The organism is Curtobacterium sp. BRD11 (genome assembly GCF_031844345.1).
Classification (GTDB): Bacteria; Actinomycetota; Actinomycetes; order Actinomycetales; family Microbacteriaceae; genus Curtobacterium.
In genome coordinates, this window is record NZ_JAUZUZ010000006.1 from 24,961 (window position 1) to 44,855 (window position 19,895).

Annotated in this window: 19 protein-coding genes; 7 read left to right on the forward strand and 12 right to left on the reverse strand. The window is 73.2% G+C overall.

The genetic code is table 11. The features are described 5' to 3' along the window. Nucleotides 1-74: 74 nt before the first annotated feature. From Q9R28_RS13355 to galU, 3 genes are all read right to left on the reverse strand, one after another. A complete protein-coding gene (locus Q9R28_RS13355) occupies nt 75-1,217 on the reverse strand; it encodes a hypothetical protein (RefSeq protein WP_311206337.1) in 1,143 nt (380 codons plus the stop codon). A 128-nt stretch (nt 1,218-1,345) separates the two neighbouring features. After that, the gene (locus Q9R28_RS13360; RefSeq protein ID WP_066656446.1) at nt 1,346-2,005 is read right to left on the reverse strand and encodes a GNAT family N-acetyltransferase; all 660 of its coding nucleotides are present in this window, start codon (nt 2,003-2,005) and stop codon (nt 1,346-1,348) included. A gap of 89 nt (nt 2,006-2,094) precedes the next feature. After that, nucleotides 2,095-2,985 carry a UTP--glucose-1-phosphate uridylyltransferase GalU gene (galU, locus tag Q9R28_RS13365; protein ID WP_066656448.1) on the reverse strand — a complete coding sequence of 297 codons (891 nt, stop codon included), beginning with the start codon at nt 2,983-2,985 and terminating at the stop codon, nt 2,095-2,097. Nucleotides 2,986-3,098: 113 nt separating this feature from the next. Between galU and Q9R28_RS13370 the strand changes: the two genes are divergently transcribed. Genes Q9R28_RS13370 through mscL form a run of 3 tightly spaced genes read left to right on the forward strand, consistent with a single transcriptional unit; the run spans nt 3,099 to nt 4,538 of the window. Continuing rightward, the gene (locus Q9R28_RS13370; protein ID WP_066656450.1) at nt 3,099-3,683 is read left to right on the forward strand and encodes a 5-formyltetrahydrofolate cyclo-ligase; all 585 of its coding nucleotides are present in this window, start codon (nt 3,099-3,101) and stop codon (nt 3,681-3,683) included. Nucleotide 3,684: 1 nt separating this feature from the next. Continuing rightward, nucleotides 3,685-3,981, forward strand: coding sequence for an FmdB family zinc ribbon protein (locus Q9R28_RS13375; RefSeq protein WP_251155753.1), 297 nt, complete (start codon nt 3,685-3,687; stop codon nt 3,979-3,981). A 56-nt stretch (nt 3,982-4,037) separates the two neighbouring features. After that, complete coding sequence (mscL, locus tag Q9R28_RS13380) at nt 4,038-4,538, forward strand: large conductance mechanosensitive channel protein MscL (protein WP_066656454.1); 501 nt, start codon at nt 4,038-4,040, stop codon at nt 4,536-4,538. Nucleotides 4,539-4,661: 123 nt separating this feature from the next. Here the strand turns inward: mscL and Q9R28_RS13385 are convergent, their stop codons facing one another. Beyond that, nucleotides 4,662-5,246 (reverse strand): CDP-alcohol phosphatidyltransferase family protein, encoded by a 585-nt coding sequence (locus tag Q9R28_RS13385; protein ID WP_311206338.1) that lies wholly within the window; start codon nt 5,244-5,246, stop codon nt 4,662-4,664. A gap of 372 nt (nt 5,247-5,618) precedes the next feature. After that, complete coding sequence (locus tag Q9R28_RS13390) at nt 5,619-9,431, reverse strand: ATP-binding protein (protein WP_066656464.1); 3,813 nt, start codon at nt 9,429-9,431, stop codon at nt 5,619-5,621. Nucleotides 9,432-9,558: 127 nt separating this feature from the next. On the opposite strand from Q9R28_RS13390, the gene Q9R28_RS13395 reads away from it, so the two are divergent. The 3 genes from Q9R28_RS13395 to Q9R28_RS13405 all read left to right on the forward strand — a co-directional run bounded on the left by Q9R28_RS13395 (nt 9,559) and on the right by Q9R28_RS13405 (nt 11,949). Beyond that, nucleotides 9,559-10,446, forward strand: coding sequence for a CoA ester lyase (locus tag Q9R28_RS13395; protein ID WP_311206339.1), 888 nt, complete (start codon nt 9,559-9,561; stop codon nt 10,444-10,446). Between the two features lie 9 nt (nt 10,447-10,455). Further along, entirely contained in the window at nt 10,456-10,947 is a 492-nt protein-coding gene (locus tag Q9R28_RS13400; RefSeq protein WP_066656466.1) for a DUF6264 family protein, read from the forward strand. 126 nt (nt 10,948-11,073) lie between these two features. Further along, complete coding sequence (locus Q9R28_RS13405; RefSeq protein ID WP_311206340.1) at nt 11,074-11,949, forward strand: aldo/keto reductase; 876 nt, start codon at nt 11,074-11,076, stop codon at nt 11,947-11,949. A gap of 71 nt (nt 11,950-12,020) precedes the next feature. Here the strand turns inward: Q9R28_RS13405 and Q9R28_RS13410 are convergent, their stop codons facing one another. Continuing rightward, entirely contained in the window at nt 12,021-12,518 is a 498-nt protein-coding gene (locus Q9R28_RS13410) for a hypothetical protein (protein ID WP_311206341.1), read from the reverse strand. A gap of 132 nt (nt 12,519-12,650) precedes the next feature. On the opposite strand from Q9R28_RS13410, the gene Q9R28_RS13415 reads away from it, so the two are divergent. Beyond that, on the forward strand, nt 12,651-13,616 hold the full coding sequence (locus tag Q9R28_RS13415) for an NAD(P)H-quinone oxidoreductase (protein ID WP_311206342.1): 966 nt from the start codon (nt 12,651-12,653) through the stop codon (nt 13,614-13,616). 24 nt (nt 13,617-13,640) lie between these two features. On the opposite strand, the gene Q9R28_RS13420 is transcribed toward Q9R28_RS13415, so the two are convergent. The 6 genes from Q9R28_RS13420 to Q9R28_RS13445 all read right to left on the reverse strand — a co-directional run bounded on the left by Q9R28_RS13420 (nt 13,641) and on the right by Q9R28_RS13445 (nt 19,835). Next, the gene (locus tag Q9R28_RS13420) at nt 13,641-14,381 is read right to left on the reverse strand and encodes an amino acid ABC transporter ATP-binding protein (protein WP_066656477.1); all 741 of its coding nucleotides are present in this window, start codon (nt 14,379-14,381) and stop codon (nt 13,641-13,643) included. After that, on the reverse strand, nt 14,378-15,256 hold the full coding sequence (locus tag Q9R28_RS13425) for an amino acid ABC transporter permease (protein WP_066656480.1): 879 nt from the start codon (nt 15,254-15,256) through the stop codon (nt 14,378-14,380). Before Q9R28_RS13425 ends, Q9R28_RS13420 begins: the two co-directional genes overlap by 4 nt. Nucleotides 15,257-15,260: 4 nt before the next feature. Further along, nucleotides 15,261-16,085 (reverse strand): ABC transporter substrate-binding protein, encoded by an 825-nt coding sequence (locus tag Q9R28_RS13430; protein WP_209685464.1) that lies wholly within the window; start codon nt 16,083-16,085, stop codon nt 15,261-15,263. Nucleotides 16,086-16,180: 95 nt separating this feature from the next. Continuing rightward, on the reverse strand, nt 16,181-16,705 hold the full coding sequence (locus tag Q9R28_RS13435) for a cupin domain-containing protein (RefSeq protein WP_311206343.1): 525 nt from the start codon (nt 16,703-16,705) through the stop codon (nt 16,181-16,183). Then, on the reverse strand, nt 16,702-18,123 hold the full coding sequence (locus tag Q9R28_RS13440; RefSeq protein ID WP_311206344.1) for an amidohydrolase family protein: 1,422 nt from the start codon (nt 18,121-18,123) through the stop codon (nt 16,702-16,704). The genes Q9R28_RS13435 and Q9R28_RS13440 overlap by 4 nt, the downstream gene beginning before the upstream one ends. Beyond that, on the reverse strand, nt 18,120-19,835 hold the full coding sequence (locus tag Q9R28_RS13445) for an adenosylhomocysteinase (RefSeq protein ID WP_311206345.1): 1,716 nt from the start codon (nt 19,833-19,835) through the stop codon (nt 18,120-18,122). The genes Q9R28_RS13440 and Q9R28_RS13445 overlap by 4 nt, the downstream gene beginning before the upstream one ends. Between the last annotated feature and the right edge of the window lie 60 nt (nt 19,836-19,895).

Below are 19,895 nucleotides of genomic sequence, written 5' to 3' on the forward strand. Positions count from 1 at the left end.
GACCACACTAGCACCACCAGGAGCGCGAACCGAAATCGGCCCGCAACGTCCGGGCGCGCCGCGCACGGACGGTGTCAGACCGCGCGGCGCCGACGCATGACGGCGTCGAGGTCGGTCTGCCGGTACGCCTCGTCGTCGATGACCCCCATGCCGGCCCAGCGGCTCGGCGTCGCCGGCTGCTCGGGCTCGGCGGCGACCTCGGGCTCGGCGGGTCCGGCGGCAGGCGATCCGGCGCCAGGCGATCCGGCGGGGCGGGACGGCGCCGGCTCCCCGGCCGGGGCACGGAGCCCGAGTCGCTCCGCCAGACGGCCCTGGTCGTGGGCGGAGAGCGACGCAGCGGCTTCCTCGACGTCGGACCGCATCCGGGACACCCGCGCGAGCGTCGGGTCGGTCTCCCCCGCCCGGATGGCCTTCGCCTCGGCCTCGGCCTCGGCCTTCGCCTCGGCCACGCGCTCGCGCAGCCGGGCAGCGAGCTCGGCGGACGACTCCGGCGACGGCGCGGGCGCCGCGGGGCGCTCGACGTACAGGGGCTTCGGCACGCTGGCCGGCGTCCAGCTCCGGTCGCGCGTCGGCTCGGCGTGCTGCTCGGTGGACAGCGGCGGTGCCGGGTCCGTCCACGCGGTCGACGGCCGGGAGGCACGGGTCACCGCAGCAGCGCCCGCCGCGGCACGCGCCTTCCGCGCCTGGGCGACCTGGTGCAGCTGCGCCAGGACCGCCGCGGACCCACCGGCGGCGACGAGCCCGGCGACACCGACGAGCCAGGCGCCCGGGGCCGCGACGAAGACGACCGCCGCGACGAGGACGCCGAGCGTGCCGAAGAGGGTCGCACCGAGCCGGGAGCGACGCATCCGCATGGCCGTGAGTGCGGGGACGGACGACACCCGCTCGAGCTGGGGCTGCTGCTCCGCGAGGCGCCGGGTGATCTCACGCTGCCGCGCGGCCTCGTGCGCTCGGACGATCGCGGCCCGCTTCGCCTCCTCCGATCGGGCGACGCGCTGCGCCTCGGCCAGGGACTTCGCGTTCATCTCGACCCGGACCTCGTCGGGGAGCTCGGCGGTCTGCGCGAGGATGCGCAGCGTCTGCTGCAGCCGGATCGCGTTCCGCTCGGTGGCGAGGTACTGCCGACGAGCCGCCCACGACGGCATGAGGTAGACGACCCAGAGCACGGCCGCGATGAGCAGGACGATGCCGCCGCCCCAGGAGCCGATACCTGCCATGGGGACACGGTAGGGGTGCGCGTTCCCCGGACCGCCCATTGCCGGACGCGTGTTGCGCGAGTCGCGACCGAATCCGTGGGACGCGTGTCGCGCCTCCAGGCCGACGTGACAGGACGACGGGACGACCGTCAGATGCGCGGTCGGGTGTCGAGCGGGGTCGCCGCCTCCTCACGGGCGGAGGCCGGGACGCTGCCCGCCCCGTGCGGGACGCGACCGGCGACCCAGCGGTCGAGGACGCCCTCGCGCACCTCCTCCGCGACGAGGGCGAAGCAGAAGTGGTCGCGCCAGTCGCCGTTGATGTGGATGTACCGGCGGCGCAGGCCCTCGAACCGGAAGCCGAGCTTCTCGACGACCCGCAGGCTCGGCGCGTTCTCCGGACGGATGCAGATCTCGATGCGGTGGATGCCGACGACCCGGAAGCAGTGGTCGACCGCCATCGCGACCGCGATCGGCGTGACGTTGTGCCCGGCCGCCCCCTCGACGACCCAGTAGCCGATGGACGCACTGGCGAGCGAGCCGTAGGTGATGCCGGACACGTTGAGCTGGCCGACGAAGCGACCGTCGAGCTCCATCGCGAACGGCAGACCGAGCCCGGCGCGGGCGTTGGCCTGCAGCGCCCGGATGCTGCCGCGGACGTCGGTGGAGACGTGTCCGGAGGGGTTGGTGGCCTCCCACGTCCGCAGCCACGAGCGGTTCGTGGCGAGGGCGACGTCGAGGTCACGGGTGTCGCGGAGCCGGAGGGGCCGGATCGTGACCCGCCCGTGGGACAGGGTCGGGATCGTCGTCATCGCTGTGGTTCCTCCGGTGCCCGGCGCTCGACCGGGTGGACGCACGAACGGGCCCGGGGCGGACCCCGGACCCGTTCGTGACGGGGTGGCTACTCTCCCGCGTTGAAGTCCTTCAGCCAGGCCTTGAGGTCGGGGCCGAGGTCGTCGCGGTCCGAGGCGAGCTGCACGATCGCCTTGATGTAGTCCAGCTTGTCACCGGTGTCGTACCGGCGTCCACGGAACACGACGCCGTACACGCCGCCGGTCCACTCCTCGGCGCCCGCCATCTTCATGAGCGCGTCGGTGAGCTGGATCTCGCCGCCCTTGCCCGGCTCCTGCTTCTCGAGGACGTCGAAGACCTCGGGGCGGATGACGTAGCGACCGATGATGGCCAGGTTCGAGGGGGCTTCGCCCTGCGGGGGCTTCTCGACCAGGCCGGTGATCTTCACGACGTCGTCGGTGTCGGTCTCCTCGACCGTGGCGATGCCGTACATGTGGGTCTGCGACTCGGGGACCTCGAGCAGGGCGACGACCGTGGCGTTCTTCTCGCCCTGGACCTCGATCATGCGCTTGAGCAGCGGGTCGCGGGCGTCGATGATGTCGTCGCCGAGCAGCACGGCGAACGGCTCGCGGCCGACGTGCATCTTCGCGCGGAGCACGGCGTGGCCGAGGCCGAGCGGGTCGCCCTGACGGACGTAGTGCATGTCGGCGAGGTCGGTCGACTGGTTGACCTTCTGCAGCTTCTCGTGGTCGCCCTTCTTCTTGAGGGTCTCCTCGAGCTCGGCCACGTGGTCGAAGTGGTTCTCGAGCGCGTTCTTGTTGCGCCCGGTGATCATGAGCACGTCGGTCAGCCCGGCGCCCACGGCCTCCTCGACCACGTACTGGATCGCCGGCTTGTCGACGACCGGGAGCATCTCCTTCGGCATCGCCTTGGTCGCGGGGAGGAAGCGCGTGCCCAGGCCTGCGGCCGGGATCACCGCCTTCGAAATCTGGAAGCCCATGTCAGCGAACGTACCGGACGCCCACTGGGTCCGGGCACGGGCACTTCGGGGGACACGGCATCCCGCGCCCCACGGCGGGAAGCCGCAAACCCGCGCTCGGTAGACTCCCCGCCATGACCGCCGACCTCGGGAACGAGAAGCGCGCCCTGCGAGCCGAGCTCCGGCAGCGGCGGCGCACCCGGACCACGACGGAGCGCGACACCGACACGACCGCCCTGACGTCGACGCTGCAGCGCTTCGTGGAAGAACGGCAGCTGCGCTCGCTCGCGCTCTACCTGTCGGCGCCCGACGAGCCGGACGTCCGACCCTTCCTGCGCTGGGCGCAGGAGCACGGCGTCCGGGTGCTGCTCCCGATCACCCGCGAGGACGGCCTGCTCGACTGGGCGGTCGACGACGGGGTCTCCGAACACGAGGGCCTGCACGGCATGCCCGAGGTCGTCGGCGAGGTGCTCTCCCCGCTCGCGCTCGGGGACGTCGACGCGATCCTCACCCCGGCGGCGGCGGTCGGGCACGACGGATGCCGGATGGGCTGGGGCCGCGGCTACTACGACAAGACCCTCGGGTCGATGGCGAACCGGCCGCCCGTCTATGCTGTGATCTTCGACGCGGAGTACCTCGACGAGGTCCCGCGCGAGGCCCACGACGAACCCGTCGACGGCATCATCACGCCGTCGCGCATCATCACCTTCCGGAGCTAGGGTGCCCACCTACTCGTACCGCTGCACCGAGTGCGACAACGCCTTCGACGTCAAGCAGTCGTTCTCCGACGCCACCCTGACCGAGTGCCCCGTCTGCGGCGGTGCGCTGCGCAAGGTGTTCTCGCCGGTCGGCGTCACCTTCAACGGCGGCGGCTTCTACCGCACCGACTCGCGGTCGACGCCGAAGGCCGAGGGGTCGTCGGGGTCGTCCTCGTCGTCCTCGCCGTCGTCGAGCACGCCGGCGAAGGCGGAGCCGAAGAAGACCGAGTCGAAGCCGGCCGCGCCCAGCGCCTCCTGACGAGGGCTCGTCTCCGTCGGTACGGTGGGGTCTCCTCGACACGGAAGGAGGCTCACGTGAAGGGCTTCAAGGAGTTCCTGCTCCGCGGGAACGTCATCGACCTGGCCGTCGCGGTCGTCATCGGTGCGGCGTTCACCGCGATCGTCACCGCGATCGTGAACTCGCTCATCAACCCCCTGATCGGCGCGGTCTTCAACGCGTCGAGCCTGGACAAGGCACTCGTCGTGTCGATCCCCACCGTCTCCGGGGACTCGGCGGACATCCTGTTCGGCGCGATCATCGGCGCGGTCCTGAACTTCGTCATCGTCGCGGCGGTGGTGTACTTCGCCCTGGTCGTCCCGGTCAACCGGCTCAAGAAGCTCGCCTTCGAGCGGGTGAAGAACGACGAGCAGCAAACGCCGCAGGACGTCCCGCCGACCGACGTCGAGGTGCTGCTCGAGATCCGCGACCTGCTCCGCACGCAGAACGGCGACGCGGTGGCGTCGGGCGGCGGTGCGCACGTCGCCCCGTCGACCGCTCCCGAGGGACCGGGGATCAGCGGCTCGACGAAGCTCTAGCCGCGGGCGTCCCGAACCACGGAACCGACGTCGAACCAGCCTCCGGGGCCGGTTCGACGTCGGTTTCCTGGTTCGACGGGGCAGGAGGGCGCGGGCCGGACGCCCGCGCCGCGCGCGTCCGCGTCAGGCGGTGCGGGCCGTCGCGCGGTGCTTCGCGGCGAGGGCCCGGGCGTACTGCACACCGGCGACGACGTGGCCGATCGTGCCCGCCCAGACGAAGACGAGCGCGAGCACCCGGATCCAGTCGTGCTGCGATGCCCACGACGTCGACGAGAACAGCAGCAGCGGCAGACCGACGAAGAGCAGCGCGGATCGGACCTTGCCGGTCCACGTGACGTCGAGGTCCGGGTCGCCGCGGAACCACAGGCCGGACAGCAGCGCGAGCACCGCGTCCACGAGGACGATGATCGCGACGCTCGGCCACGGCAGCAGGCCGACGAGCACGAGCGACAGCACGATGGCGATGATCGCCAGGCGGTCGGCGATCGGGTCGAGCGTCTTGCCGAGCTTCGAGCCCTGGTCGAACCGACGCGCGATGAAGCCGTCCGCCCAGTCGCTGACACCGAGGACGACGAGCGTGACGAGCGCCCAGCCGGGGTGACCGGCGACGACGAAGCCGATGAACACCGGGATGAGCAGGAAGCGCACCAGCGTGATCAGGTTCGGCCACGTCTGCCAGTCGGGTCGCCGTCGCGCGGTGTCAGTCATCGACCCCAGGCTACCCGTCACCAGTGTGGGGGCACGTCGCGGAGCAGCTGGGCGTCGTTCTCCCCGTCGCGGTGGCGGGCCGGTTCCGGCGGCGCGGCCGGGTCGTAGCCCGGCACCGGCGCGGTGGTGACGCGCCTGGTGCGGCGGGGAGAGCCTCCCGGCCGGTCGGTCGTGTCGGTGCCGGTTCCGCCACCGTCATCTGCGGAACGGACGGGAGGCTCGACCTCCGTCACGTCGTCGGCCCGCGTCCACGAGCCCACCAGTTGGTCCGTCCCCGCCGTCACCGGACCGGCCGCGCGGGACGCGCGCCGGGACCCGCTCACCGGCGAGCGGGGCCCGGAGCGGGCACGCGGGGATGCGTCTCCGACCGGGTCATCGGCGTGCGGGGATCGGAGGGATCGAGATCTCCTGGGTCGCTCCGCGGTCGACGCCGAGCACCGACGCCACGGTGTCCGCGACGCGGTCCGGGTCGGAGAACAGCTGGAACGCGTGCACCCGCACGTAGTGCCACCCGAGTCGGCGGAGCACCTCGGGACGGAGCCGCAGCGACTCGCGGAGCGAACCCCGGACGAGCGACGCGTCGGTCTCGATCGTGACGCAGACGCCGCCGTGCGCCGCGACCAGGCCGAGCTTGCCCCGGTGGCCGAGCGCGACGGGGATGCCGCGCATCTCGAGTCGTCGGGCGAGGTCGACGAGCAGCGGGTCGGAGTCGTCGGGCACGTACTCGGCGGCGGTGCGCGCGCGGACCTCGGCGAGGATCTCGGCCAGCGCGACGGTGCCGTGGCCCATCCGCTCGGCCTCGATGTCCGACGGCTGGAAGCACGTGACGATGACCATCGACCGGCGCGCTCGGGTCATCGCGACGGCGAGCAGACGCTCCCCGCCGGGCTTGCCGAGCGGACCGAAGTCGCGCAGCACGCGGCCGTGCGGGGTCCGGCCGTACCCGATCGAGAAGACGACGCGGTCGCGGCTCTGCGCCACGGACTGCTCGAGCGTCGCGACGATGAACGGCTCGGCGCGGTCGCCGATGACGAACTCGGTGAGGTCCTTGTGGCCCTGCGCCGCGGTCAGGACGGCCTGCTCGACGCGCACCGCGTGCTTCGCCGACGCCGTGATCACCATGAGCGACTCGGTCGGGCGGGTGCGGGCGTGCTCGGTGACGAGCCGGACCACGCGGTCCACCTCGGCGTCGACGCTCTCGACCGCCCCGGACTCGGGGTCCGGCACGGCCTTGCCGTCGCTGACGTAGTCGATCGCGATCGAGCCGTGGCCGAGGAACGAACCGGCCCACGGCAGCGACTCGATGCGGCCGCCGTAGAAGCGGCGGTTGACGAGCTCGGCGAGGTCCTCGCCGCCGGCGCGGTACGACCGCGTGAGCGACAGGGTCGGCAGGAGCGTCGACAGCTTCGCGAGCGCGGAGTCGGCGTGCAGGGCGTCGAGCGTGCCCTCGTCCACCTGCAGTGCCCGGTGGTCGGGGTCGACCGCGATCCGGAACGGCGACGGGGTCTGCGTCACCGGGTCGCCGAACACGACGGTCTGGCGGGCGCGACGGACGGCGCCGACGGTCTCGGCGATGGTGACGGCACCGGCGTCGACGAGGATCACCGTGTCGAACGGCATCGTGTCGGCGATCTCGGGGACCTCGTACGGCGAGGCGAGCCAGACCGGCGCGATCGACCGGGACAGGTGCGGCGCGGAGTCCTGCAGCAGGCGCGAGGTGATCGCGCCCTCCTTGAGCTGCGTCTTCAGCGACGTCGCCTCGTCCGGCCAGTCGACCAGTCCGACCTTCCAGTTCTCGGCGAGCTGCCACGCCAGGCCCTGGGAGACCCCGGCCGCGTGGGCGTCGTCGACGAGCCGGAAGTCGGCCTCGACCCGGTCGAGCATGTCGGTGTTGCCGCCGAGCAGCGCCCGGTCGGACTCGAGCATCGTCTCGAGCGCGGACTGCCACCAGGCGAGCTCGAGCTCGGCCGGCACCTGGGTGTCCGGCACGTGGCGGTGTGCCAGGTCGGTGATGAGCGGCTCGAGCTGCAGGTCGCGCAGGGTCTGCATGAGCTCGGTGCGCTCCTGCAGGTTGTGCAGGACGTCGGACTCCTCGGCCAGGCGGGCGACCGTCGGGACGAGCTCGTCGATCGGCAGGTTCGCGAGCTGGCGGTCCCGCTCGGTCCGGCCGAGGGGCTCGTCGAGTCGGGCGAGGTCCTGCACGACGTTCGAGAAGAGCACCTGCACGTCCCCGATGCCCGTGGGCACCTCGGGGTTCACGCCGGCCGCGACGTAGCGCTGCCAGAGCACGCGCTGCTGCTGCACGCGGGTCAGCGCCTCGTGCAGGTCGGACACGTGCACGCCCGGTCGGACGTACTCACGCGCGAGCTTCTTCAGCCGACGACGGTTCGTCGACGACATCGGGGCGCCCTCGCCACGAGGGGCCGTCGCGGCGACGAGCTCCGAGACCGACCGGTCGAAGACGACGGGCAGGAAGCGGTCGAGGGTGTCCCGGATCTCGGTGAGCAGGCGGAGGTAGATGCCGAGCTCGTTGATCGTCGTGAACTGCCGCATGTGGGTCGACGCCACGAGGTCGTGCGCACGGCGCAGCAGCGTCGGCAGGCCGTCGGCGTCGAGGTCCTTCGCGGTCTTGTGCGCCCGCTGCGCGCCGTCGCTCGAACCGAACTTGGCGCCGTACCAGGGCGAGTCGTCCGGGCCGTAGCGGAACTCGCCGAGGTTGGCCGCGCTGACCATGGTCTCGGCGACGCGCGAACGGCCCTCGACCATGCTCGTCACGGACCGCTTCGACAGTCGGGCGGTCGTCGACGGCGGCACCGGCAGGAGCGACAGCCGGGACAGCTCGACCAGGCAGTCGAGCACCGAGACGCCGAAGTCCGGGTCCACGCGGGTCAGCGAGCCGCGGTAGTCGGTGAGGACCTTGCGGAGCCGGACCAGGGCGTCGTCGACCTCGCGGAGGTTCGGACGCGCGGCCTTCTCGTTGCGCGCGATGCCCCGGACGACGTCACGGCGCAGGGTGCCCGGCGTGACGGCGACGCCCGGCAGCTGGACCTCGGCGAAGCGTGCGGCGATGCCCCGCAGGGTCGCTCGCCTCGGGCTCACGACGAGGACGCGCTTGTTCGCCGCGACGAGGCCGCCGAGCGCGTTGACGATCGTCTGTGTCCCGCCGGTGCCCGGCAGGGTCTTCACGACGATCGAGTTGCCCGCCGTGATCTGCGCGATCACGTTCTCCTGCTCGTCGTCGGCGTCGAGCAGCAGCGTGTCGGTCTCCGGGCTGCGCTCGTCCGAGGGGGTCTGCTCGACCGGGTGGTAGGACTGCTCGACCTGCCACTTCGCGCTCGGGTTGCCGGCGAGCGCGTCGAGCACCGGGTGGGACAGGTCGCCGGTGTCCTCGACCATGCCGCTGGCGACCTCGGCGAAGGTCGAGACGACCAGACGCGCGTGCACCGAGAAGCCGGGGATGTGCGCGGTCAGGCCGCGGAGCCGGTCGATGACGGGGTTCGGGGTGAACGAACCGTCCTGCTGCGCGAGCGCGACGAAGGACTGCGCGTCGAGGATGACGCCGTACTGCTCGTGCAGCGCGTCGGCCAGCCCGGGGTTGAGCACCGGCTCGCCGAGCAAGCGCACCTCGAAGTCACGGCCGTGCCGACGGATCGCGAGCGGGCGGAGGAGCACCGGGCCGCGGAAGTGCTCGTCGCCGTGCTGCCAGTCGGCCATGCCGATGCCGAGCTTCACGGCGTCGATCCCGCGCACGGTCGCGAGCTCGGTGCCCTTCGCCTCGACCTGGGCGGCCGCGACACGCGCGGCGCGCAGGGCGACCTCGTCGCGGATCAGGCTCGAGAGCAGCGTCGTCTTGCCGGTGATGAACTGCGCGAGTCCGCCGGGGTGCGTGGTGGACAGCTCGATCCGGGCACGCGGGTGGTCGCTGAAGTGCGTGAGGGGGCTCGTCCCGCCGACACCGGTCAGCTGCGTCCGCCAGGCGTCCCACGTGGGCTCGGCGGCGTTGCCGGCCTGGAGGCGCGGGTCGCCCAGGCTGATCGCCTGCGGGCTCGTGAGCTGCAGTTCCGGCCGCAGGGTGCGGTCCGGCTCGTCGCTCCGGTCGCCCTCCCGCTGCTCGCGCCCGTCCTCGGGCGCGTCGGCACCCTGGACGGGGACGTCGTCATCCGCGTCGTCCGCGCCGTCGGTCACCCTGTCTCGCCACACATCCGACACTGTAGGCGGAAGCGGGCGGCCTCCCTGGCAATGACCCGACGTTTCCGGCTTTCCGTGCGGGCCCGGTACGGGGTCCGACGGGCCGGTGTGGTAGCAACGTGGCATGGCCATCGACGACCGCACCGCCCCGTCCGCCCCCGCACCCTCGTCGGCCCGGCCGGACCGGCGTCGGTCGGTCCCCGCCGAGATCTCCCGGTCGTGGCTCCTCGTGCCCGGCACCGCCGCCGACCGGTTCGAGCGGGCACAGCGGTCGCGCGCCGACCAGATCATCCTCGACGTCGAGGACGCCGTCGACCCCGCCGCGAAGCCGGGTGCCCGCACGACCGTGGCCTCGTGGCTCGCGGGCGGCGGTGAGGCCTGGGTCCGGATCAACGACGTCACGACGGACTTCTGGGCGGACGACGTCGAGGAGCTCCGCGGCCTCCCGGGCCTGCAGGGCGTGATGCTCGCGAAGACCGAGTCCCCCGCGCAGGTCACCGACACGTGGCACCGGCTCGGCGGCCACACCCCGGTGGTCGCCCTGGTCGAGTCGGCGCTCGGCATCGAGGAGGCGACGTCGATCGCGAAGGCACAGGGCGCCTTCCGTCTGGCCTTCGGCTCGGGTGACTACCGCCGCGACACCGGCACCTCGGCCGACACGCTCGCCATGGCCTACCCGCGCTCCCGGCTCGTCGTCGCCTCGCGCGTGGGCGACCTGCCGGGTCCGATCGACGGCCCGACGGTCGGCTCGGCGCACGCGATCCTCCGCGAGCAGTCCCAGGTGGCGGTGTCGCTCGGCCTGACCGGCAAGCTCTGCCTGGACACCGAGCAGCTGCCGGTCATCAACGAGGTCATCTCCCCCACGCCGACCGACGTCGCCTGGGCGCAGGACTTCCTCGACGACTTCGACGCCCGCGGGCAGGTCATCCGCGACGGCTCCGACCTGCCGCGACTCGGCCGCGCGCAGAAGATCCAGCGGCTCGCCCGGGCGTTCGGCGTCGAGGCACGGTAGACCGGTCGCATGACCTGGTCGCACCCGTCCGGCGGTCCGCCGCAGTCCTCACCCTCGGGTCCGTCCCAGTCCGGCCCGGGCAGCACCGAACGCGCCGCGTGGGCGCGTGGCGGCACGACGCTGTTCCCCGCGGGCCGGGTCGCCGACCGGGTGTCGACCGTCCTCCTGCTCGCAGCCGGTGCCCTCCTGACGCTCCTCACCCTGGTGGTCGGGATCATCGCGGTCGTCTCGGCCACCGCGGGCTGCGACGCGGCCACGGGGTGCTCGCCGGGCCGCTTCCTCGGCGGCGCCGCGATCGCGGTCGGCGGGTCCTTCGTCATCGGGGTCGCGACGGTCGTGCTCGCGGTCGGCGCCTGGGTGCGTCGTCGCTCGTCGTGGTGGATCGCCGCGCTCGGGTTCGTCCTGGCGATCGTGGTCGTCACCGGGGGCGGGGTCGTGTTCGCGCAGGCGACCGACCCGGCGACCGGGGCCGGCCAGGTGACCGCACTGCAGCTCCCCTAGCGCGGCGTCCGCCGGACGGGAGGCGCGTGGCGGGGCCGTCACGGGCCTCCCGTCCTGCGGCCCCGTCGGCCTGTCCCGTCCGCGCACGCTGGGCGTCGCCCCGGTCGACCGGCGCAAGCTGGGCGCATGAAGCAACGAGTCATCGGAGACGTGTCGGTCAGCGCGATCGGACTGGGCGGGATGCCCATGTCGATCGAGGGGCGGCCCGACGAGCGACAGGCGATCGCGACCATCCACGCCGCCCTCGAGGCGGGCGTCACCCTCATCGACACCGCGGACGCCTACCACCAGGCGGCCAAGGACGAGGTCGGGCACAACGAGGAGCTCATCGCGAAGGCGATCCGCGAGTTCCACGGCGACACCGACGCGGTGCTCGTCGCCACGAAGGGCGGCCACCTGCGGCCGGAACCGGGCGCGTGGGCGCAGGACGGCCGACCGGAGTACCTCAAGGAGGCCGCGAAGGCCTCGGCGAAGCGCCTCGGTGTCGACGCCGTCGGCCTGTACCAGTTCCACCGGCCGGACCCGTCGGTGCCCTACGCGGACTCGATCGGGGCACTCGCGGAGCTCCTCGACGAGGGCGTCATCCGCATGGCGGGCATCTCGAACGCCGACCCCGGCCAGATCCGTGAGGCGAACGAGGTCCTGGGCGGCCGCCTCGTCTCGGTGCAGAACCAGTTCTCACCGGCGTTCCGGTCGAGCGAGCCGGAGCTCGAGCTGTGCGACGAGCTCGGCATCGCGTTCCTGCCGTGGAGCCCCCTCGGCGGCATCGCGAAGGCCGCCGACCTGGGGACCGCGTACGAGGACTTCGCCGTCATCGCCCGCGAGCGCGACGTGTCGCCGCAGGTCGTGGCGCTGGCGTGGGAGCTGCAGAAGAGCGACGTGGTGATCCCGATCCCGGGTGCGTCGCGGCCGCAGTCGATCCTGGACTCGGTCGTCGCGGCGACGGTGAAGCTCCGCGACGAGGACGTCGCCCGGCTCGACGCTGCTCGACCGGCGGCCTGACGGGCCGGAGCACCCGCACGACGACGCCCCGTCCACCGATCGGTGGACGGGGCGTCGTCGTGCTGCGGCGGTCAGGACGTGCAGGCCTGCTGGAACTCGGTCCCCGCGTCCTGGACCTTCTGCGTGGTGTCCGAGAACGCCGACAGGTCCGCCGACTGCGGGTCCGCCGTGATCGCCTTGATCTGCGTCAGCATGTCGGTGTACGCCGACCGGAACGCCTCGGCCTTCAGCTTGACGTCGGCGTTCTGCACCGCGTCGACGCCGTCGGACAGCGACTGGTCGAACTCCTCGAGCTTCGCGACGGCTGCCTGCGGGTCCGACTGCAGCTCCGTGACCTGCGACTGCAGGCCCTTCGCGGCGTCCTCGACCTTCGACTGGAACGCGTTGCACGCCTCGGCCTTGCTCTGGGACGCGGCCTGCGGCGCCGCGGAGCTCGGGGCCGAGGAGGCCGCCGAGGACGACGAACCGGAGCCCTCGGCGCCGCCGTTCCCGGAGCCCCCGTTCGAGCAGCCGGCGAGCAGTGCGACGGCGAGTGCCGCGGTCGCGACGGCGATGGTCTTCCTGGACATGGACGTCCCCCCCTGGTCGTGCCCGCGCGACGGAGCGGCGCGGATCGGCACCGACGGTACACGGCGTCCGTCGGGCCCGCCGTGCCACGAGCCGTGCCGGTCTGCCCTGCCGCGGGGCGTACGGTCGAGGGCATGCAGGCGATCACGGCACACGACGGCGGACTCCGACTCGACGAGCACCCGGACCCGGTCGCCGGGCCGGGCGAGGTCCTCGTCGAGGTGGCAGCGGCCGGGGTGAACAACGCCGACCTGCAGCAGGTGGCGGGCAACTACCCGCCGCCGCCCGGCGCGTCCGAGGTCCTGGGCCTCGAGGTCTCCGGGACGGTCCGCGCGCTCGGCGACGGCGTGGACGGGTTCGCGGTGGGTGACCGGGTGTGCGCGCTGCTGTCGGGTGGCGGCTACGCGACCCTCGTGGCCGTGCCCGCGGCCCAGGTGCTGCCGGTGCCCGACGGCGTGGACCTGGTCGAGGCCGCGGGACTGCCCGAGGCCGCGTGCACGGTGTACTCGAACGTGGGGATGCTCGCGGGGCTCCGGCCCGGGCAGACCCTGCTGGTGCACGGCGGCACGGGCGGCATGGGATCGCACGCGGTCGTCTGGGCGAAGGCGCTCGGTGCCCGGGTGATCGCGACGAGCGGCGGGGAGCGGAAGGTGCGTGCTTCGAGGGAGCTCGGCGCCGATCTCGTGGTGGACCACCGCACCGAGGACTTCGTCGAGCGCGCCCTCGACTTCACCGACGGCCGCGGGGTCGACGTCGTGCTGGACGTCGTCGGGGCGGACTACCTCGCGAAGCACCTCGAGGTGCTCGCCCCGAACGGGCACATCGCCGTGATCGCCGCCGGCAGCGGGCAGAAGGGCGAACTCGACTTCGGCGCGATGATGCGGAAGCGCGCGACCATCAGCGCGACGACGCTCCGAGCCCGGCCGCTCGACGAGAAGGCCGCGATCGTGGCCGCCGTCCGCGAGCACGTCTGGCCGCTCGTCGCCGACGGCAGCGTCCGACCCATCATCGACTCGGTGGTCCCGCTCGCCGAGGCCGCCGAGGCGCACCGCCGGGTCCGCGAGGGCGAGGTCATCGGCAAGGTGCTGCTCGCCGTGTGACCCGGGTCAGGCGTGGACGCGGGGTCAGGCGTGGACGCGGGACAGGAACTCGACGAGCGCCGGGTGCTGCGGTCGGTCGAGCACGTCCGCCGGTGCGCCCTGCTCGACCACCTCGCCCTGGTGCAGGAACACGATGCGGTCGGCGACGTTCCGGGCGAACGACATCTCGTGCGTGGTCATCAGGATCGTGGCGCCCTGCTCCTTGAGCTCGCGGACGAGGTCGAGCACCTCGCCGACGAGCTGCGGGTCGAGGGCACTCGTCACCTCGTCGAGCAGGAGCAGCTCCGGCGACGTCGCGATCGCCCGCACCACGGCGACACGCTGCTGCTGCCCGCCCGAGAGCCGGTCCGGGTACGCCCCGGCGAAGTCGCCCAGGCCGATCCGGTCGAGCAGTCGGCGGGCGGTCGCCTCCGCCTCGGCCCGGGCGATGCCGTGCACCCGACGGGACGCGAGCGTGACGTTGTCGAGCACCCGCATGTGCGGGAACAGGTTGAACTGCTGGAAGACCACGCCGATCCGGGCGCGGGTGGCGTCGACGTCGGTGCGGGGGTCGGCGATGTCCGTCCCCTGGAGCAGGATCTCGCCGTCGTCGATGCCCTCGAGCAGGTTCACCGTCTTCAGCAGTGTCGACTTGCCGGAGCCGGACGCCCCGATGACGCAGATGACCTCGTGGCGGTGCACGGTCAGGTCGATCCCCCGCAGGACCTCGTGCTCGCCGAACGTCTTGCGCAGTCCGCGCAGTTCCAGGACCACCGACTCGCTCACACCGTCCCCCCGATCTGCTCGCGACGCTGCTGCCGTCGAGCGATGGCATCCGTCACCCGGATGAGCGGGAGGCTGATCACGACGAACAGCAGCCCCGCGACGAGGTACGGCGTGAAGTTGTAGGTCTCGGCCTGTGCGATCTGGGCGCTCCGCACCGCGTCGACGGCGCCGAGGATCGACACCAGGCCGACGTCCTTCTGCATCGAGACGAAGTCGTTCATGAGCGCCGGGGTGACCTTGCGGATCGCCTGGGGCAGCACGACCAGCCGCAGCGTCCCGGCGTGGGACAGGCCGAGCGACCGGGCTGCGAGGCGCTGGGACGGGTGCACGGCCTCCATGCCGGCGCGGAGCACCTCGGCGACGTAGGACGAGTACGTGAGCACGATCGCGATGGTGCCCCAGACCTCCGGGGGTTGCCGCGGGAAGATGCCGAGCCCCGGGATGCCGAAGCCGACCAGGTAGAGCACGATGATGAGCGGCAGACCCCGGAACAGGTCGGTGTAGGCGGTGGCGAGCATCCGCAGCGGGAAGAACACCGGGTTCCGCAGCCCCCGCACGACGGCGAGCAGGGTGCCGAGCACGGCGACGCCGATCGCGCTGAAGAACAGGATCCGGATGTTCAGCCACAGCCCGAGCAGGACGGCCGGGAAGGTGTCGATCGCCGTCTGCGGGTCGAAGAACGACTGCTGCACCGCGGCCCAGCCGGGCGTGTTCACGACGCCGAGCCAGACGACCGCGATCACGACGAGCGTCGAGACGACCGAGACGACGACCGAGCGGCGGCCGCGCTGCCGACGGTAGAGCCGTCGTTCGAGCTCGACCTGGCTCGGCGCTGGAGCGGTCACCGGGGTGCCGGCACCTGCTGGGGCGGTCACCGGGCTACTTCAGGACGGGGGTGTTCGTCTCCGAGGAGAGCCACTTCGTCTGCAGGTCGGCGAGCGTGCCGTCGCTCTCCAGGGCCTCGAGGGCCTTGTCGACCTTGCTCGTCAGCGCGGAGCCCTTCGGCAGCACGAAGCCGAACTGGTCGCCGGAGCCGTCCTCGGGGAACTGCGCCGAGACCGTGCCGTCGTCGAGCTGCGCGGCGGCCATGTAGAACGCCGTCGGCAGGTCGGTCACGATCGCGTCGATCTGCCCCGACTGCAGCGCCAGCACGGCGTCGTCGTTCGAGTTGAACACCTGCGGGGTGACGCCGAGCACGTCCTTCACGGAGCTGATGCTCGTGGAGCCCGAGGCGACACCGATCGTGTCGCCCTTCAGTGCGGCGACGGTGGTGTCCTTCGCGGCCTTCGACCCCGACGTCGTCACGACGGCCTGCGTGGTCGTGTAGTACGGCGTGGACATGTCGACGGCCTTCTTGCGCTTCGCGTCGATCGAGAACTGCTGGACGTTGAGGTCCCAGTCCTTCGGGCCGGGGGCGATGGCGCTGTCGAAGGTGCTGCGCTTCCAGACGACGTCGCCCTTCGCGTAGCCCATCTCCTTCGCGACCGCGTAGGCCACGGCGGACTCGAAGCCCTTGCCGGACTGCGGGTCGTCGTCCTCCACCCAGGGCGAGTAGGCCGGCTGGCCGGTCGCGATCGTGAGCTTGCCGTCCGTGACGGTGCCGTCGCTCCCGGCGCTGCTCCCACCGGCGGAGCAGGCGGCGAGCGCGAGGGCGGCGACCGTGGCGGTGGCGACGGCGAGGGACAGACGGCGGGTGCGGGTCACGGGAGGGCCTTCGTCAGCGGGACAGAGCGGGGTGGAGCGGGCAGGAGGCAGTGTACCGGCGCGTGGGATACCACCGCGACGCGGATGACCGTCGACTACGCGGTCGCGGCGTCGCCGTCGGTGTCGCCCGCCATCGTGAAGTCGTCGAACGAGAACCCGGGCGACACCATGCAGCTGAGGAGCACCTCGCCGTCGCCGGGCAGGGTGCGCTGCCAGACCCCACCGCGCACGAAGGCCTGGGCGTCGTGCAGCCGGTGCCGGCCGGCGTCCGGGCCGAGGGTGATCCGGTCCCCGGGCTCGGGCCGGTCGCCGGAGCCGCCGAGCTCGAGCACGACGGTGTCCGGCCCGTGCCACATCCAGATCTCGTCGCTCGTGACACGGTGCCAGGCGGAGGCCTCGCCCGGGGGCAGCAGGAATTGGATGAGGGTCGCGGCGGGACGCTCGCCGGCCGGGGTCTCGACGGTCGAGGGCGAGGTCCACGTGCGGACGTACCAACCGCCCTCCGGGTGCGGCTCCATGCCGAGGGCGGCCGCGCGCTGCGGGACGTCGAGCCACTCGATCAGCTCGCCGCCGACGGTGCGGCGGGCGACCATGCCGGGGCGGGGTGCGGTGTCGGTCATCGTTCCTCCTGGGGACGGACGTGGTGGGGGACGGGGCCCCGGGTGTCCCCGGAACCGGGGCCCCGGGTGGGGGCTGTCTCGGGGTCGAGCGGGTGCACGGTGCCGTCGGTGGCCCGCACGACGCCGCGGACGATCGTCGCGACGGCGCGGCCGGCACCGTCCTCGACGAGTTCGGCGAGCGCGTCGGGCACGGTCCGGGCGTCGACGTCGAACACGGCGAGGTCGGCTCGTGCCCCGACGGCGAGGTGTCCGACGCGGTCCGGCCCGACCGCCGTCCCCATCGCGTGCGCGCCACCGAGCGTCGCCGCCGCCAGCAGCCGCTCGTGCAGGTCGCGGTGCGCGTACCCCTGGGCGCGGGCGATGCGGTGCAGTGCGGTGACGTCGGCCATCGGGTCGAGGGACGGCGACGACGACAGGGAGTCGGTGCCGATCGCGATCGGGCTGCCCTCGCGCAGGTAGTCCGCGACGGGCGGCGGGTCGAGGCCGATGACGGCGTTCGACCGGGGGCAGAGCGCGACCGTGGTGCCGCGTGCCCGCAGGAGGGCTCGGTCGGACGCGGTCACGTACACGCCGTGCGCGATGTGGCAGTCGGGGCCCAGCACGCCCAGCCGGTCGACGAACGCGGTGGCACTGGCGCCGAAGCCGAGCGCCCGCATGGCCCGGAAGGACGGCACGTTCGCCAGGTGCCAGTCCGCGGTGTGCCCGACGCCGTCGACGCCCTCGAGCCCCGGGACCGGCCCGAGCGAGACCCGCTCCCCCTCGAACGCCGCCTCGCCCAGGTGCAGGTGCAGCCGGAGCCCCCGCTGGCGCACGATGTCCGGCAGTTCGAGCAGCGGTGCCACGTCGAGGGAGTACGGCGCGTGCGGCGACAGCCCCGCCCCGGGCGTGGTCGGGATCCGTGCGAGCTCGTCGAGCACCTGGTCGCGCCCGTGGGACTCCCACGCCGCGTTCTCCCAGTCCATGACCTCCCAGTAGGCGATCCCGCCGAGGCGGTGCTGCTCCAGGACGTCGGCCGCCTCGATGTCGGTCACCACGTCCGCGATGCTCGTGACGCCCGCCGCGATCGATGCGACGGCGCCCGCGGACGCCTCCGCCCGCCAGTCGTGCGGGAGCGCGTAGTCCACGTTGAACGCAGCCGCCCAGTCCTCGAAACCCGCGTACTGCCGTTGACCGACACCGGACATGCCGGTGTACTGCAGGTGCGTGTGCGCGTTGACGAGACCCGGCAGGAGCGCGCCCCGCCAGCGCCGCTCCGTGCACGTGCGCCCGGCGGCGTCGAGCTGGTCGACCACCCACGACCGGTCGCCGACGTGCAGGATCCGTCCGTCCTGCACCGCGACCGCCCCGTCGGCGATCGGCGGTGCCGTCATCGGCACGACGACGCGCGCCGAGTGCACCACGACCGGCGACGCGGTCACCGGGGTGTCCCGAACCGGTGCGTCCGCACGTCCGGCTCGCGGTCGGCGGGCTGCTCGGCGATCCGGACGGGAGGAGCGACCCGGCTCCCCCACGCGGCGAGCGCGACGCGGGCGGTCGCCTCGTCCACCGCGGGGTCGACCGGCACGACGGCGCGCGGGAGTTCGTCGCCGCGCTCGAGCAGCATCCGGAGGGCGCCGAGCTGCACCGCGAAGGACAGGTCCATGATCTCGACGGGGTTGCCCTCGGCGGCGCTCGTGTTCACCCCGTTGCCCCCGGCGAGGACGAGCACCTGGTGGCCGTCCGGCCAGGTCAGGCGCTCCACGTGCTGCGCCACGGCCGTCCGGACCGCACCGGCGGCGGCCGCCGCGGACAGGGCGACCTCGTCGTCGACGCCCCCCGCGACGGACACGACCGCACCGACCGCGCACGCGCGCAGGACCGTGTGGTCCACGGTGTCCGCCACCCCGGAGGCACTCACCACGAGGTCGGCGTCGCGCACCGCGTCGACGAACGGTGCGACCGCGTGCCCGGCGAAGCGCGCCTGCAGGGCGCGGACCGGGTCGACCTCGGCGACCGTGACCCGGAAGCCGAGCGCGACGAGGACCTGGGCGACCCCCTCGCCGACGGGACCGAAGCCGGCGACGACCGCCGTGCCTCCCGGCCGGACCCGGTGCACGGCGGACGGGAGCGGGTCGACCAGGTCGAGCGTCGCGAACACCGTGGACTGGCCGGTGCCGAAGCGGTTGTCGAAGCAGGTCTTGGCGCGGGCGTCGTTGACGGCGACCACGGGGATGCCGAGCTCGCCGCGCTCGGCCATGACGCGGAGGGGTCGGAGGCCGCTCGTCGTCTCCTCCGCGGCGCCGAGCATGGTCGGCAGCAGCTCGGGCCGCTCCTGGTGCGCGAGGCGGATCAGGTGCGAGCCGTCGTCGAGGAGCACGTGCGGACGCGTGTCGAGCATCGCCAGGGCGAGACGGTGCTGCTCGGCGAGCGAGGCCGTGCTGTCCGCGTGGACCGGCATCTCGGCGCGGCGGAGCACGTCGGCGACCGCGTCGTCCGTCTCGTCGGCGTGCGCGTACACGACGACCTCGGCGCCCGCGTCGCGCAGGAGCAGGCTGAGCACGGCGGTCTTCGGCTCGAGCACCATCGCGACGCCGACCCGGGTACCGCGGAGCAGCCCGCCGTCACGGAGCTCCGCGGCGACCGCACGGGCGACCGGCATCGACCTGCGCGCCCAGCGGATGCGGTCCTCGGCGGCTGGGTCGTCCTCGGGCTCCCGACCGGTGGAGACGAGGAACACGTCGTCGGAGAACGTCGGGACGGCGAGCACCCCGGGGCGGGCCGGGGCGACCGGGCCGAAGGCGTCCTCGTCCACAGCGGGGGCGTACCGGCCGGCGTCCACCACCACGAGGGTCGCACCGCGGGGCCGGTCGGTCTCGCGCTCGACGGCAGCGGTCGACTCGTCCGGGTCACCGAGGCACCAGAGCTGGTCGATCGGCTCGTCGTCGACCGGCTCGTGGTCCGCAGGGGCGGTGTCCACCGCGGTGCGTGCACCGAGCCCGGTGAGCAGTGCGACGAGCGCCGCGGCGTCACGCGGGTCGCCGCCGAGCACACGGACGGTGCGGCCGGCGACGAGGAGGTTGGTCGCCGCGGCGAAGCGTCGGACGGCTGCCGCGGCCCATGCGGCCCGCTCGGGGTCGGGTCGCTGCGGCATGGGGCCATCGTAGGGCGTGCGGGTCGGCGCGGAGTCGCGCGGGCTGACGGTCATGCGGTC

What these genes read in the sequence shown, in the direction of transcription:
- Q9R28_RS13355 (WP_311206337.1), bottom strand. Translation starts at nt 1,217, where the DNA reads ATGGCAGGTATCGGCTCCTGGGGCGGCGGCATCGTCCTGCTCATCGCG.
- Q9R28_RS13360 (WP_066656446.1), bottom strand. Translation starts at nt 2,005, where the DNA reads ATGACGACGATCCCGACCCTGTCCCACGGGCGGGTCACGATCCGGCCC.
- galU (WP_066656448.1), bottom strand. Translation starts at nt 2,985, where the DNA reads ATGGGCTTCCAGATTTCGAAGGCGGTGATCCCGGCCGCAGGCCTGGGC.
- Q9R28_RS13370 (WP_066656450.1), top strand. Translation starts at nt 3,099, where the DNA reads ATGACCGCCGACCTCGGGAACGAGAAGCGCGCCCTGCGAGCCGAGCTC.
- Q9R28_RS13385 (WP_311206338.1), bottom strand. Translation starts at nt 5,246, where the DNA reads ATGACTGACACCGCGCGACGGCGACCCGACTGGCAGACGTGGCCGAAC.
- Q9R28_RS13395 (WP_311206339.1), top strand. Translation starts at nt 9,559, where the DNA reads ATGGCCATCGACGACCGCACCGCCCCGTCCGCCCCCGCACCCTCGTCG.
- Q9R28_RS13400 (WP_066656466.1), top strand. Translation starts at nt 10,456, where the DNA reads ATGACCTGGTCGCACCCGTCCGGCGGTCCGCCGCAGTCCTCACCCTCG.
- Q9R28_RS13405 (WP_311206340.1), top strand. Translation starts at nt 11,074, where the DNA reads ATGAAGCAACGAGTCATCGGAGACGTGTCGGTCAGCGCGATCGGACTG.
- Q9R28_RS13410 (WP_311206341.1), bottom strand. Translation starts at nt 12,518, where the DNA reads ATGTCCAGGAAGACCATCGCCGTCGCGACCGCGGCACTCGCCGTCGCA.
- Q9R28_RS13415 (WP_311206342.1), top strand. Translation starts at nt 12,651, where the DNA reads ATGCAGGCGATCACGGCACACGACGGCGGACTCCGACTCGACGAGCAC.
- Q9R28_RS13435 (WP_311206343.1), bottom strand. Translation starts at nt 16,705, where the DNA reads ATGACCGACACCGCACCCCGCCCCGGCATGGTCGCCCGCCGCACCGTC.
- Q9R28_RS13445 (WP_311206345.1), bottom strand. Translation starts at nt 19,835, where the DNA reads ATGCCGCAGCGACCCGACCCCGAGCGGGCCGCATGGGCCGCGGCAGCC.